Origin of the sequence: Clostridium sp. AF23-6LB (assembly GCF_003461085.1) — a bacterium.
GTDB classification, from domain to species: domain Bacteria; phylum Bacillota; class Clostridia; order Lachnospirales; family Lachnospiraceae; genus Coprococcus; species Coprococcus ammoniilyticus.
This window is the reverse complement of the sequence record NZ_QTWK01000001.1, coordinates 12,874-27,693: the sequence shown is the minus strand read 5'-3', so window position 1 is coordinate 27,693 and position 14,820 is coordinate 12,874. Positions and strand designations below refer to the sequence as shown.

The window sequence follows — 14,820 nt, the reverse complement described above, 5'->3', positions numbered from 1 at the left end:
ATGGTAGAATTTTGTCGATATAAAATATGAAAAGGAGCATAGGAAAATTGAATCATAAAAAAAACAGTTTTCTTGGTGATACATATATAAAGACAAAAGAAGGAGAGATCGTGATCCGGGCTGGAATGAAGCTTGCGATTGGCTGGGTGATATTTGCATTATTGTGTTCCTGTTATGTGTACGCATTTTTTATCAGAAAACCCAAAATTGTGCCGGGAGAAAATAATACGGTTGAGCTGACGATTCCGGAGAATGCATCATATAAGAAAAGTGATGTTTCAGAGATCAATGATCTGGTTAGTAAGTATCTTACGGCAAAAGCAGCCTGTGATCAGGCAACGTTACAGTCACTGGTGACGGATCCAACCGAGTTTGATGATATGTCAGTATTGGAAAACTCTGCAAAATACCTAAAAGGTTTTGAAGATACGACCTGTTATCTGGCAGATGGTTATGCAGAAGGAGAATATGTTGTGGTTGAATTGTCCTATATGGACATTGCGGACGTAGAATCAAAGCCGCTTGATATCGTGACCTTCTATATTATAACAGACCAGGACGGTTCGTATAAGATCGCTAATGGGGAGCTGTCAAATGCACAGCTTTCTTATCTGAACAGCTTTAAGGCATCAAAGGATATTCAGGATATCTATGTTCATGTAAAAGAGAATACAGAATATCTTCTGGATACAGATAAAACATTCCGGGCATTTTATGATTTGATCAGCAAACCGGCTACAACAGAGAATACTGCAGCTACACCGGAAGATGCACAATAGGAAGGATATTTTAGCTGATTCTGCAAATGTGTGAACCAGTTAGCAGTAGGTTTGTAAGCAGATATCAAGACATAAAAAAGTTCCATAAAAGAATTCTTCGGATATGACAGAATTCTGATACGGAACTTTTTTGTTTTATTATTTGCCTTATATAATATAGAAGTTACAGACGACCGTCCGCAGACATACTAGATAGCATTTTCTTCATTTACAGGAGATACAATACCGATGTCGATTCCACGAGTTTGAACAGGAGTGGAGAATACGATCTGTGTTTCTGTATTTCCGAATCGCTGTAGCTGGCCAATGAAAGAATCCAGTTCCATTGTGCTTGGAAAACAAACCTTCATCAACATAGAGTAGGCACCGGTCACACAATTACATTCTAGTACATTGGGGCAGGCATCGATAAAGGGATAAAAGGTTGGTTTCTGTTTTGGATCGAGTGCCATGTGTATAAATGCGGTAATGTGATACCCCAGAGCTTCCGGGTTGATGCCTGCATGGTATCCGGTGATCACACCTGCCTTTTCCAGCCGGTCGATTCTTGCAGATACCGCAGGAGAGGAGAGAAATACTTTATTTGCCAGATACTTTAAAGGGGTTCTGGCATTGTGCTGTAATAAATGTAATATTTTCTTATCGATATTATCCATATATTCACGTCCTTTATAAAATGTTATAACTTCAGCTTCTAAATTTAAATACAAAAAAAGGTGCGTTTCCGTAGAAACACACCTTTGCGTTTGCCTTATTATACGTCGGAAAAAGAGAAAAAACAAGCCCCGAAATTGAAAAGTTGTAATTGTTTACTTTTAATGATCAGAATGGTATGATTAAAAAGATATGGTTATAAAGAAAACAGATAAAAAGAGCGGCAAAACAGTCGCAGCAGAGAGACAGAACAGGAAGGGTCATGATATGGCAGAAGGCATTCGAATTAATAAATATCTGAGCGAAGCTGGCATTTGTTCCAGACGTGCGGCAGATGAATATATATTAAAAGGCAGGATCACAATAAATGGGAAGCCTGCGGAAATGGGACAGAAGATAGAGGCAAATGACAGGGTAATGGTCGATGGAAAGCCTGTAAGAAAGCGTGAAGAGACAGTTATTCTTGCATACAATAAACCACTGGGACTGACCTGCACGGCAAGTCATGATGATCCGGATAACATCTTTGATCATATTAAGTATCCGATCCGATTGCAGTATGTAGGAAGATTAGATAAGGATTCACAGGGATTACTGCTTTTGACAAACGATGGAGACCTGTCAAACAGTATCCAGAAGTCAGTCAATAATCATGAGAAGGAATATCGTGTCCGTGTGAATAAGCCGATCACGGACGAATTTTTAACACAGATGGCGGCAGGTGTTCCGATTCTTGATACGGTGACAAAAAAATGTCGTCTGTATAAGATCGATAATTATTCCTTTAAGATCATAATTACACAGGGGCTGAATCGCCAGATCCGCCGAATGTGCGAATATTTTGGATATAAGGTCGTAAATCTGAAACGGCTTCGAGTGATCAATATTCGTCTGGGGAATCTGAGACCGGGTGAGTACCGCCATTTGACAAAGGAAGAAGAAACAGAACTCAGACGTTTAGTGGAACGAAAAGAAGAAGTAAAAACAAAGCGGGAAGAAGCACAGCCGGATAATAAAAATGAACAGAATGTTGTTGGAAATAAGAGGTATGTCAGTTGGAAAAGAGAGACAGAATCAAAGAATTAGTTGAAAAACTGAATGAGGCATCAAAGAAATATTATCAGGAAGATACCGAGATCATGAGCAATCTGGAATATGATGCCTTGTATGATGAACTGGTAGAACTTGAAAAAGAGACAGGAATTGTAATGTCGAACAGTCCGACGGTTCATGTCGGATATGAGATTGTAAGTGAGCTTCCGAAAGAGGCTCATGAGCATCCAATGCTTTCTCTTGATAAGACCAAGAGTGTGGAAGCACTGGCAGCATGGCTTGGCACACATCAGGGTGTGATCTCATGGAAGTTAGATGGTCTTACCGTTGTCCTTACCTATGAGAATGGCACGCTTGTAAAAGCAGTAACCAGAGGAAATGGCTTAGAGGGCGAGGTTATAACGAACAACGCAAGAGTATTTGCAAATATTCCGAAAGAGATTCCATATAAGGGTAAGCTGACGATCCGTGGAGAGGCAGTTATCAAGTATTCAGATTTTGAGAAGATAAATGAGCAGATCACAGATGCAGATGCAAAATATAAAAACCCGAGAAACTTATGCAGCGGCTCTGTCAGACAGTTGAATAACCGCATTACAAAAGAGAGAAACGTACATTTCTTTGCCTTTAATCTGGTGGATGGAGAAGATGTGGACTTTAAGAATTCCTTTTCCTATGAATTAGACTGGCTGGAGCAGCAGGGCTTTGATGTCGTAGAGCATTATTTGATCGATGCTGATAAGCTGCCGGAGCGTGTAGCAAAGTTTGCAGAACAGATTGAGCAGAACGATTTTCCTTCGGATGGTCTGGTACTGGTGTTAGAAGATCTTGCATATGGAAAGAGTCTCGGTAGAACAGCGAAGTTCCCAAGAGACAGTATGGCATTCAAATGGGCGGATGAACAGGCAGTGACCCATCTGCAGTATGTGGAGTGGAGCCCTTCCAGAACGGGACTTATCAATCCGGTTGCGGTATTTGATCCGGTGTCCCTTGAAGGAACAACAGTCAGCCGTGCAAGTATCCATAATGTCAGTATCCTTCGGTCGTTGCAGCTTGGGATCGGAGATGAGATCTCGGTCTATAAGGCAAATATGATCATTCCGCAGATTGCCGAAAATCATACCAGAAGTGGAAATGTATCGATTCCGGAATCCTGTCCTGCCTGTGGTGGTCTGACAAAGATCGTGACGGAGGGAGAGGGTGTAGATCAGGTAGAGACCCTTTATTGTACCAATGAATTCTGCCCTGCAAAGAAGTTAAAATCATTTGCTCATTTTGTATCCAGAAATGCTATGAATATTGACGGTCTCTCAGAAGCCACGATAGACAAATTTATTGAACAGGGATATCTGGATCATCTGGATGATCTCTATCACCTGAATCGTCATGAAGAAGAGATCGTTGAGTTGGAAGGCTTTGGAGAGAAGTCTTATGCGAAGCTGATTCAGGCTGTTGATACATCCAGACACACAACGATGAACCGTTTTGTCTATGGCCTTGGAATTCCTGGGGTCGGAGATGCAACAGCGAAGCTGATCTGCAAACATTTTAAAAATAACCTGGATCAGATCATGCATGCGGATGTAGAAGCATATACAGAGATTGATGGAATTGGAACAGTGATTGCAGAGGAAATTGTAAGATATTTTAAAAATCCGTCGAATTGTGCTATTATAGATAGGTTGCTTCGTGAATTAGAGTTTGAAGCAGAGACTGAAACGGTACCACAGACGCTTGCAGGTATTACCTTTGTAATAACCGGAAGTCTGGTACAATTTGCAAACCGGGATGAGATGAAGCAGTATATCGAAGACCGGGGCGGAAAGGTAGCAGGTTCTGTATCTTCAAAGACCGGATATCTGGTCAATAACGATGTGACATCCACATCTTCGAAGAATAAAAAAGCACAGAGTCTGGGAATACCGATCATTTCAGAAGCGCAGTTTCTGGAACAGTTTTCCTGATAATATAGAAACAGAAAAATGGCAGTTGAAACAGAAAGGACTTGATAGAAAATGCCAATTAGAGTTGACGATGATTTACCGGTAAAGAAAATACTGGAGGATGAGAATATCTTTGTGATGGGTTCAGACAGAGCCATCCGTCAGGATATCCGTCCGCTTGATATATTGATATTGAACCTGATGCCTTTAAAGCAGGATGCAGAATTACAGCTTATGAGAAGTCTGTCAAATACGCCGCTTCAAGTGAATATTTCCCTGATCCGTACGATGACATATGAATCCAAGCATGCACCAAAAGGCCATCTGGAACGGTTCTACACCGATTTTTCCAGCATCAAAGATCGGAAATGGGATGGATTCATTATCACAGGAGCACCGATCGAGAAGATGGAATTTGAAGATGTAGAATACTGGGATGAATTAAAAGAAATCATGGACTGGTCGGAGAAAAATGTAACCTCCACGATCCATATCTGCTGGGGCGCACAGGCAGGTCTGTATTATCGGTATGGGGTGCAGAAGCATGAGCTGGATAAGAAATTATCAGGAATCTATATGCATCATACCTTCCACAGAAAGACACCGCTTGTTCGTGGGTTTGATGATATCTTTTATGTACCGCATTCCAGATATACAGGTGTAGACAAAGATGAGATCGTAAAAAATCCGCATCTGGAGATCGTAGCGGAGTCCGATGAGGCAGGTCCTTATCTGATCATTGGCGATGAAGGAAAGAATATATTCGTAACCGGACATCCGGAATATGATATTCTGACGCTTGATAAAGAATATAAGCGTGATCTTGCAAAGGGACTGAATCCGGATATTCCGGTAAATTATTATCCGGACAACGATCCAAGCAAGACACCGATCAAATCTTGGCGTTGCCATGCTAATACATTATATGCCAATTGGCTGAATTATTACGTCTACCAGATAACCCCTTATCTGTGGACAGAAAAGGCGGATAAAAAGAAAGATGAAACAGCAGAATAAACGATTAATACTTCTATGTATAGCAGCTTTGTTGATATTGTTTATGGGAGCCGGGAAAAATACCGGAAATGTGCAGGCTGCGGAATCAGTAAAGAAACAGGAATTATCACAGGACGAGAACACACATACATTTTCAAATGCCAGTGACGGTTCCTTCCAATATGATTATGCAGTAAAGTCAGATTACTATAAAGGTATGGGTGTAGATGAGAGCACCGGACTGAAATATGCACTTGTAAGCTATGATGAGAAGCTGTGGGCGGTTGTAGTAACTAAGAAAAGTGAGTTTAATGGTTCCTATGATACCAGCTCTTATACAGGCAAGATGTCATTGAAATTTAAGCCGGCAACGACAAAGACCGTGCTTCGGTTTTCAAAAAATAAAACCGGAAACACAGCTCTTGAAAAATGCTTTTACTATAGTGACGATTATTCCATTCTGACAACCGGTTTTTCAAAGGATATATATTACATTGACGGAACACCGGTAAAAGGAATCAAGAAGGTAGCGGGAACGTATTATTTCTTCCGGAAAGGAAAGCGGGTGGATGAAACCGGCTGGTATCCATATGGAAGATCACAGGTATATGTAAAGGATGGAAAGGCAATATTCCGCTTTTCAGGAGATGCCTGTTATTCATTTACAAATGGCAAGAAACAGCGTGTAACGGATCGTTACATCAGCGTTAAAGGCACAGTGTACTGGTTTGATGCAGCGGGTGCACTGGCACAGGGAATGAAACAGGCCGGCGGAGAATATTATTATCTGCGGGATGGTGTAAGCCGTCGGAACTATTATAAAAAGGTTGATCGTTATGGCTATTATTTTGGCGAAGATGGCAAAGCAGTAAGAGATACATGGGTAAATGTAAAAAATGCCATGATGTATTTTAATGCAAATGCACGTAATACAAAGACCTATTATCTGGATGGATATAAGGACAGCGAGCGGATCGGAATGTATAAGATCTACAGTAAAAACAAATGGAATTTTGTAACAGATGGCATTTATAAGATCGATGGCTCATTTGTATATTTTAAAAATGGAAGACATTATACATCAACCAGATGGTACAGCTCAAATGATACGACCATGTATTATATCCGAAAGGGAGAAGTGCTCTATAAACGAAAACAGTCCGGAAACGGATATGTGCTGTATCAGGCAAATGGAGTCAGATGGAAGAAAGTTTCCAGTATGTGGGCGCCATATAATAAAGGAAAAACCTTTTACTATGATAAAAATGGAACAAGTCTGTACCGGTATTTTAATGCCAGCTATTCAAAGAGCAAATACAGGAACACAGTATGGATCTATGATGCAGGAAGTTCCGGATGGCAGCAGGTAACAGATAAATTATTAAATATTCATTCGGATTATTATTATATACCGGAAGATGGCGTGATAAAGGCAGAAGAGGGCTGGCAGACCATTGACAAAAAAACTGCAGTCTATACGGATGCTTCCGGAAAAGTATCAAAATACATATATTATGACAAGACCGGAAAATATTCCATATACAGAGAAGGACAGAAGCTGGATCAGATCGTTCCGGGGATTGTTACTGTCCAGATCAATGGCAAGACGGTATATTACCTGATGAATGAACAGGGACAGAGTGTATCTGGAAGTCAGTCCGTGGATGGATATCTATATGACTTTGATAAATATGGACGTGCATATAGCAGACGACTGGAAGGTTCTGTTTACTGGGATACGGATGCATGGATGAAGCGCGTGATCCTGGCATATCTGGGTAAGACAAATATATATTGCAATGTATTTGTCGATCAGGCATTTGCACTTGCTGGTGGAGATGTTCCATCGCAGAAACTTGCGGTTCAGTATACAAGTCCGGAAAAAGGCGGTATCCTGTTAGATCGGATGTATACCGGAACGGAATGGGGCGGTGCCGGAACTGTGACCGGAAAAGTTGTTCTGTCAGATGGGAAAAGCTGGATGAAACAGGATTCGATTCAGTTGAATTCAGATATTGTAGATTTCTCATATGATGCATTAACTCCGGGAGACGTGATCGTATATTATAAAAACGGAGAGACAGAGGCAAGCCATGTTTCCCTGTTTCTTGGTAAGTTTAAAAATGCGGCAGCGGTTAAGAAATATCTGATCCGGATGGGTGTTCCCAAACAGTTGGCGGAAGCCTGTGTCAAGGACTGGGGCGCTTATTATGATAATGATGGAACTTACTGGTGTATTCACGGTGGAATGGGAAGCAGTAGTCAGGTCTATATCAGTAACAGTACTTATTGTATTCCGGCATCCGGCAATACATATACATATGGAAGAAAGATCATAAATGTGATCGACTGATAATACAAAAGCATTAGAATGCGGATATTGCATGGTTGTATGTAACTTACAACAGCAAATTGTCCGTATCTAATGCTTTTTTAGATGTTTATTCCTCAGAAGATAATTCTTCCCACTGTTCATACATCGTGTTCAATTCTTCTTCTACAGAATTTCGTTCTTTTGTCAGATCATTTAACAGTGCAACATTTGTTGCATTTTCAGGAACCAGAAATTCTTCATCAATTTCAGCCAGACGGTTTTCAAGCTGTTCGATCTTGTCTTCCAGCTTTTTCAGATCATTTGCTTTTTTCCGAAGTCTTGCCTGTTCGGCTTTGTTTTCCTTCCAAGAGAGCTTTGCCTGGGATTCTGCCTGTTTTTCCTGAGAGACAGTATCAGATACTGGTGCAAATGCCTGCTTTCCGGTGGAAGCCGGCTGGGCTCTGTGGCTTTCGTAGTAATCATAGTTTCCAATATAATTGGTTAACTGCTTATCCTTTAATTCGATGATCCTTGTTGCTGTCTGATTGATAAAATATCGATCATGGGATACATAAAGGACTGTTCCGGTATAGTTCCGTATCGCTTCTTCAAGGATCTCCTTGGATGTGATATCCAGATGGTTGGTCGGCTCATCGAGAATCAGGAAGTTTGCAGATGAGAGCATCATTTTGGCAAGGGATACACGCCCTTTTTCGCCCCCACTCAAGTCTGCGATCCGTTTGAACACATCCTCTCCGGTAAACAGAAAGGCGGCAAGAACGTTTCGGATCCTGGTATTGGTCAGGTCGGGATAGGCGTTGCTGATCTCGTCAAATACCGTATTGTTCATATTCAGGACCTGATGCTCCTGATCGTAGTAACCGATCTTGACACGGGAGCCTAAGATGACAGTTCCGTCATCCTTTGGAACAAGCTTGTTGATGATCTTTAAGATCGTAGTCTTACCGGTTCCGTTTCCGCCGATCAGGGCGACATGCTCACCACGTTTGATCTCCATATTCAGATCGGAAAACAGATTATACTGTTCAAAGGCTTTGGACAGCCCTTCGATCGTAAGTACATCTTCACCGCTGATAACGGATGGTTCCAGCGTCAGCCGCATTTCACTGTTTAATTCGGTTGGCTTGTCCAGACGTTCCACACGGTCTAACATTTTTTCACGGCTTTCTGCCCGTTTGATCGATTTTTCACGATTGAACTGCTTTAATTTTGTGATAACTTCTTCCTGATGCTTGATATCTGCCTGCTGGTTTAAGTAGGCTTTCATCATATTTGTCCGGATCTCGGCGCGCTTTTGAGAGAAGTAGGTGTAGTTTCCGTTATATACGGTGCTGTGTCCACGATCAAGTTCTACGACCTTTGTTACGATCTTATCCAGAAAGTAACGGTCATGGGAGACAAGAATCACACTTCCCTGATATCCGGTTAGAAAGGTTTCAAGCCAACTGATCGAATCCATATCCAGATGGTTGGTCGGCTCATCCAAGATGATGATATCCGGTTTTGTAAGAAGAAGTCTGCCGAGTGAAAGACGGGTTTTTTGTCCGCCCGATAAGGTATCGGTATGACGGTCGAAATCTTCTTTGGAGAAGCCGAGACCTTTTAATACTCCGGTGATCTCACTTTCGTAGGCATATCCGTTTTTATATTCAAATTCATGTGTATAGCGGTTATAGGTTGAGAGGGCGGCTTTCAGTTCGTCGCCAGTCAGTGTTGTCATATCCTGTTCCAGTTTGCGGATCTTATCCTGAAGCTCGATCAAAGGCTTCATGGCATCCTCCATCACGCCGTATACCGTATCGTCATAGAAAATATCCTGATGCTGGGAAAGGTAACCGATTGTACGGTCTTTTGATAAAACAATCTGTCCGGAATCTGCTTCTTCTTCCTGCATAATGATCTTTAATAATGTTGTTTTGCCTGCACCATTGATACCAACGATCGCCATTTTTTCCTTATCTTCAAGATGAAAGGATACATTGTCGAGAATTACGTTGGTTCCGAATGCTTTACTTATATTTTGACAATCGAGAATCATAAGATTCCTCCTTATTTTCTTATATCATGTCAGATCTCATAACATTATATCGGTGTGTCAGGAAATAAGCAATATCCATTGAAATAGAATTTTAATAAAAAGGGAGTATTTTCACATAAAATTTAGAAAAAGGTTATGTCATAAAAATTGACTGACAAGGGAATAAAATGGTATCATAACAGTGTATTTTTGTGCGCTTTTTACGGGTGAAAGTTATTTGAAAAGCAGGTGGTTATATGGAACGTAATAATGAGTCTCTGGCACTGATCAGTGACAAAGATATTCAGGAATTGAATGATATAAGAACGAAGCTGGAACAGACGTTGATGACGAAGCTCAGAAATGCCGGAATCTATTTTCACAGTATGTCGAGAGTAAAGACACTGACGTCATTACAGCGTAAGTTAGATACAGGAAAATATGGCACGGGAAAAGATGATAAGAAGATACAGGATCTGATCGGTATCCGTATTAATTTATTTTATACAGAAGATATCAGGATCAGTGAAGCACTGCTCGAAGACACCTTTATGGTAGATAATTGGTCAAAGACAGCATGGGAAGAGAACCGGTTTGAAGCCCAGAAGTGCAATGGTGTATTTAAGATCCCAAGCAAATATCTGATCAACATATCCGATCAGTTGTGGGAGCAGCCATTTGACCGGACCTTTGAGGTTCAGCTCAGAACGGTTCTGTTTGAGGGCTGGCATGAGATCGAGCATGAGATGCGGTACAAGTATAAAATGGATGAAGGCTTTGATGATAACAGAAGCAGTTTGTGGGATGGACAGGAAAAGGATGCCCGCATGATGAACAGCATCATCGCAAACCTAGAGCTGTGCGACTGGTCAATCGTGCAGATCTTCGATAATCTGGCAAGAGATCAGTATATCAAGAAAAACTGGGAAAATGCGATCCGAAGCAAATACCGGTTAAAGATCACACAGGATAAGATTAAGCCTGAGGTTCGGGCATATTTTGATGAACATCCGGAGGTCGTAGAGAAGTTCTGGGCGGTATCCAAGCAGCAGCTTGTAAATATTCTGCTGAATAAAAAATATCAGAAGGTATTGTCGCCGAATAGGGTAATCTACCTCATTAATAAAGAAGTGGTAAATGACGAATTCATATCAGCACAGCTTGACAGAGAACAGTTCGGCAGGGTGTTGAACAAAGAGATCAAGCAGGAGATCCGGCCGCTGGTATCGGATCTGGTATTTGACCAGACGATACGGATACGGGATGACGGATTTGACCGGGCAAGTGAGATCATATACGAATGGGCGTACCAGCATATCTCCCTGATATTCGGACAGATGCCAAAAAAAATGGAGTCTGTTTCTTATGAAGTGATGGGGTATAAGTTAAAGGTTGTTGCAGAGAAGGAATATTTTCTAATGGATATGCAGACGATCAGCAATGAAGAAGCCGGTATGATCTGGCATGTGGTTGCAGAACTCCGAAAAGAAAGCGATGGATTGTATCTGACCTGCCGTCATATCTGTGAGAATATCTATTCCAGAGAGCGCCGGTATAATCGACCGAAGTTTATGCGGGATATATTTAATCAGGTCGGATTCCTGGATGCGGACGTATTTATGGATGAAGACACCGAAGCGGTTCCGATATCCGCAGACCAGCTTAAAAGCCTTCTTTCACATGCTGGTAGAAGTCTTCCGGTGATCCTTGTAGATAAGCCGGAGCAGATTCCAGACTGGGCGCAGGATTTTGACGGATATACGATCAATGCAGAGGTTCTCTGTAAATCATTAGCCGGTATCTGTCATGTGTTCCTGGGAGATGAGAGCTGTATCAGCCGGATGCAGGAGATTTATGGAAATGAGAGTGTTGATGGCGCGGTATTCTACTGGGGCAGAGATGATGAAAGCCCTACGATATTTACACAGGAGGCCATCCGAAAAGCTTGTTTTGAAGAGGTCAATCACAGCGTTGATGAAGACGAGGAATACGAGAAAGCTTTCCGATATCGTCTGCGAGAACTGGTCTGTCAGGAATTCCATTAAAAACCGGGTTGCAAAGATCAGAAAATGGATGTATGATTTGAGCGGAACAAATTTGAATGAAGTGGAGACAATATACAAATGGAAATCAGAGATATAAATGAAATACGGTCAGCGATCAAGTACATGGATTACAAGCCTGTAATGCTGGCAAAGTTTTATGATATTAAAAGCTTATTGTTTAAAGAGATTTTAGAGAACGAAGACTATTACAAGGTTGCCAGCATATTGCCGAATCCGGGCAATGACAACAAGATTGTAAAGTGTGTCAACATTCTGGATAAGAAATACATGGCAGGACGGGAAGTTGTAGACTGCACGAAGACACCGGGAGCAATACCGGCTGAAGCTGCAGAGATTCTGAAAAGCATTCGTGCGACAGAAGATCCTGCATCCGTAAAGCTTTCCTTCGGTAAAGAAATGAAAGCAGAGGTATATATGAATATCCCAAGAGGTAACAGCCTTACGATTTCAGATATGACGATCACACCGGAGACAGAGCTTACAGTGATGAATCTGTATAATACATATTATACAGAGGGCTTTATACTTGCACTTCACTTTGATGAGTTTGCAGTAGCGATAGAGCCATCTGCCTTAGACGGAATCAAAGGTCAGGGTGATGTATTTGTCTATGCGATGACAAAGAATGCCATTTATAAAGATTTTGGAAGCAGATACTTTGATGTAGAAGCAATCCTGAAATATTACAGAGGATAGAAAAAGGTGCAAAGCGAGGAGCTTTGCAGACAGAGACAAAAAGAGAGCTGGAACCGTGGTTGGCAACAGCTCTTTTAATTTACGCGTGGGATGTTCCTGTGAACAGGTTTGCAAAGTGTGTTTATGCCTGTATTGGCTGTTATATATGGAGGAATAAATGCTTTGAAGAATAAACTTGCATTATTATCAGGTATATTATGTATCGGGCTGGTAATTGCGTTTATCTTTTATACCGGAAAGGATAACCAGAAAAAAAAGGGGTATACGACGACCGGATTTGCCATGGGAACTGCAGTTACGGTATCGGTCTATTCGGATCAGGGCAGACAGGATGCGGATGCAGTGATCGACTGCGTAAGCAGACTGGAGCGTGAACAGATCTCATGGCGGATAGAAGGCGCAGAGGTATACCGTGTGAATCATGAATATAAGGCAGGAGAGCCTTATGAGATAAGCTATGACCTGGCATCTGCGGTCTTGCAGGAAAAAGAAGTAAGCGCGGCAGGAGATGACCTGCTGGCACTCACGATCCGTCCGTTAGCGTCCTGCTGGGGTATCGAAGATGGGAAGAAAGAAGTACCGGAGACTCAGAAGATAGAAGAAGCCTGTTCGGTAGTTAACGATTCGAAAGTGCATATCGTAGACGAACAGGGAAAAGAACTGACACAGGTAAGTGAGCTTTCAGAGGATGGAACATGGTATGTGCTGTTTGATGAAACAGGCTTAAGCCTTGATTTCGGTGCGATGGGAAAAGGCATTGCTTGTGACCGGGTGGCAGAAAGCCTTGAAGAAAATCAGGCGGAAGGCGCTTGTGTGGCAGTCGGCGGCAGCGTTTTATGCTACGGCGCAAAGCCGGATGGTTCCGGTTTCCGGATCGGTATTCGTGATCCGAGAGGAAATGAAAATGATATGATGGGAACCGTAGAAGTCCGGTCAGACAGGCATCCGGTCTATATATCAACATCCGGCGATTATGAGAAGTATTTTATTCAGGATGGAAAAAGATATCATCATATCTTAAATCCAAAGACCGGATACCCGGCAGACACCGGAACGATATCAGCGACAGTGATCTGTGAAAGCGGTGCATTAAGTGATGCCTTATCAACGATGTGTATTCTGCTTCCGGCGGATCGGGCACTTAAGCTTGTAAAAAGCTTTGACGCAGATGTGATCCTGCTCGATAAGGATAAGAATATATATATGACAGAGCAGGCAGGAAAACAGTTCACGATAACAAATGGAGACTATAAAGTAAAATGATAAAAAAAAGAGACATCATTCTGGCACTTGTGCTGATCCTTTTAGGAATCGTCTGCTATGGAGTCATCCGGCTGGGTCAGAAAAAAGGCAGTCAGGTTATTATATATGAAGACCAGAAAGAGATTGGCAGATATGATCTGAATACAGATACCACGAAAGAGATTCAGACCGCAAAAGGAATGAATATTCTGGAAATAAAGAATGGAATGGCATATGTAACAGAAGCAGACTGTCCGGATCAGGTATGTATTCGTATGGGGAAGATATCGAAGACCGGAGAGAATATTGTCTGCCTGCCGCATAAGCTGGTGATTCAGGTGGAAGGTGATGTTGGACAGGAATCAGAATATGATAATCGATAAGGGCTATTCATAGTATAGCAGGAAAGGCATATATAGAAAGAAAAGATGGGGAAGAAACAAAAAAATTCCAAAAAAAAATCTACAAATAGGAAGATACAGAAAAAGGCTCATAACAGCGCAGGAACGATAGCACAGCTTGGAATGTTTATTGCGGTTGCAATGGTGTTTTCATATATCGAATCCTTTATCCGGATCGATATCGCGGTACCGGGAATCAAGCTCGGACTTGCCAATATTGTAACTATTGTAGTGCTGTGCAAGCTTGGACTTGCGGATGCGGTTTTGGTATCCGTGCTCCGTATCTTCCTGTCGTCTTTATTATTTGGCAATTTTACCGTTATGATATACAGTCTTGCCGGAGCAGCAGTCAGCATGCTGTTTATGTGGATCTCTGTTAAGATCGGTTTTTTTTCAACAACGGGAACGAGTATTCTTGGAGGTGTCGGACATAATGTTGGTCAACTTATCGTTGCATATCTGGTGATAAAGAACCAAAATATCCTGATATATGCTCCGGTTTTACTGGTCTCTGGAACGATCACGGGAGTTCTGATCGGTCTTGCGGCAGCATTTGTCATGCGGGCGGTTGGCGGCCAGATTGGCAAGTTTTAGGGTTGTTTTTGACCCTGTGAAGTATTATTATATGATTAGTTTTT

At 41.9% G+C, this 14,820-nt stretch carries 12 protein-coding genes; 10 read left to right on the top strand and 2 right to left on the bottom strand.

Annotated elements, in window-relative coordinates; genetic code table 11:
- The first annotated feature begins 47 nt into the window (after positions 1-47).
- A complete protein-coding gene (locus DWY07_RS00125; RefSeq protein WP_021944424.1) occupies positions 48-779 on the top strand; it encodes a hypothetical protein in 732 nt (243 codons plus the stop codon).
- A 188-nt stretch (positions 780-967) separates the two neighbouring features.
- Here DWY07_RS00125 and DWY07_RS00120 read toward each other — a convergent pair whose 3' ends face one another.
- Complete coding sequence (locus DWY07_RS00120) at positions 968-1,435, bottom strand: Lrp/AsnC family transcriptional regulator (RefSeq protein ID WP_021944425.1); 468 nt, start codon at positions 1,433-1,435, stop codon at positions 968-970.
- A 265-nt stretch (positions 1,436-1,700) separates the two neighbouring features.
- Between DWY07_RS00120 and DWY07_RS00115 the strand changes: the two genes are divergently transcribed.
- From DWY07_RS00115 to DWY07_RS00100, 4 genes are read left to right on the top strand one after another with little or no spacing between them, the layout of a single operon-like run.
- Positions 1,701-2,519 carry a pseudouridine synthase gene (locus DWY07_RS00115; RefSeq protein WP_117807448.1) on the top strand — a complete coding sequence of 273 codons (819 nt, stop codon included), beginning with the start codon at positions 1,701-1,703 and terminating at the stop codon, positions 2,517-2,519.
- A complete protein-coding gene (ligA, locus tag DWY07_RS00110) occupies positions 2,489-4,450 on the top strand; it encodes an NAD-dependent DNA ligase LigA (RefSeq protein WP_117821889.1) in 1,962 nt (653 codons plus the stop codon). The genes DWY07_RS00115 and ligA overlap by 31 nt, the downstream gene beginning before the upstream one ends.
- A gap of 51 nt (positions 4,451-4,501) precedes the next feature.
- Positions 4,502-5,446: a homoserine O-succinyltransferase gene (gene metA / locus DWY07_RS00105; RefSeq protein WP_117807418.1), complete on the top strand. Its 945-nt coding sequence runs from the start codon at positions 4,502-4,504 to the stop codon at positions 5,444-5,446.
- Positions 5,430-7,778, top strand: a complete 2,349-nt coding sequence (locus DWY07_RS00100) for a hypothetical protein (protein ID WP_147340227.1) — start codon at positions 5,430-5,432, stop codon at positions 7,776-7,778. The genes metA and DWY07_RS00100 overlap by 17 nt, the downstream gene beginning before the upstream one ends.
- 88 nt (positions 7,779-7,866) lie before the next feature.
- Here DWY07_RS00100 and DWY07_RS00095 read toward each other — a convergent pair whose 3' ends face one another.
- A complete protein-coding gene (locus DWY07_RS00095; protein WP_117821887.1) occupies positions 7,867-9,798 on the bottom strand; it encodes an ABC-F family ATP-binding cassette domain-containing protein in 1,932 nt (643 codons plus the stop codon).
- Between the two features lie 236 nt (positions 9,799-10,034).
- Here DWY07_RS00095 and DWY07_RS00090 point away from each other — a divergent pair, with 236 nt between their 5' ends.
- From DWY07_RS00090 to DWY07_RS00070, 5 genes are all read left to right on the top strand, one after another.
- Positions 10,035-11,822: a hypothetical protein gene (locus DWY07_RS00090; protein ID WP_117821886.1), complete on the top strand. Its 1,788-nt coding sequence runs from the start codon at positions 10,035-10,037 to the stop codon at positions 11,820-11,822.
- A gap of 78 nt (positions 11,823-11,900) precedes the next feature.
- The gene (locus tag DWY07_RS00085) at positions 11,901-12,539 is read left to right on the top strand and encodes a hypothetical protein (RefSeq protein ID WP_117821885.1); all 639 of its coding nucleotides are present in this window, start codon (positions 11,901-11,903) and stop codon (positions 12,537-12,539) included.
- A gap of 162 nt (positions 12,540-12,701) precedes the next feature.
- Positions 12,702-13,802, top strand: coding sequence for an FAD:protein FMN transferase (locus DWY07_RS00080; RefSeq protein WP_173783568.1), 1,101 nt, complete (start codon positions 12,702-12,704; stop codon positions 13,800-13,802).
- On the top strand, positions 13,799-14,164 hold the full coding sequence (locus DWY07_RS00075; RefSeq protein WP_117821883.1) for a NusG domain II-containing protein: 366 nt from the start codon (positions 13,799-13,801) through the stop codon (positions 14,162-14,164). Before DWY07_RS00080 ends, DWY07_RS00075 begins: the two co-directional genes overlap by 4 nt.
- Positions 14,165-14,209: 45 nt before the next feature.
- On the top strand, positions 14,210-14,776 hold the full coding sequence (locus DWY07_RS00070) for a Gx transporter family protein (RefSeq protein ID WP_117785400.1): 567 nt from the start codon (positions 14,210-14,212) through the stop codon (positions 14,774-14,776).
- Positions 14,777-14,820: the final 44 nt, after the last annotated feature.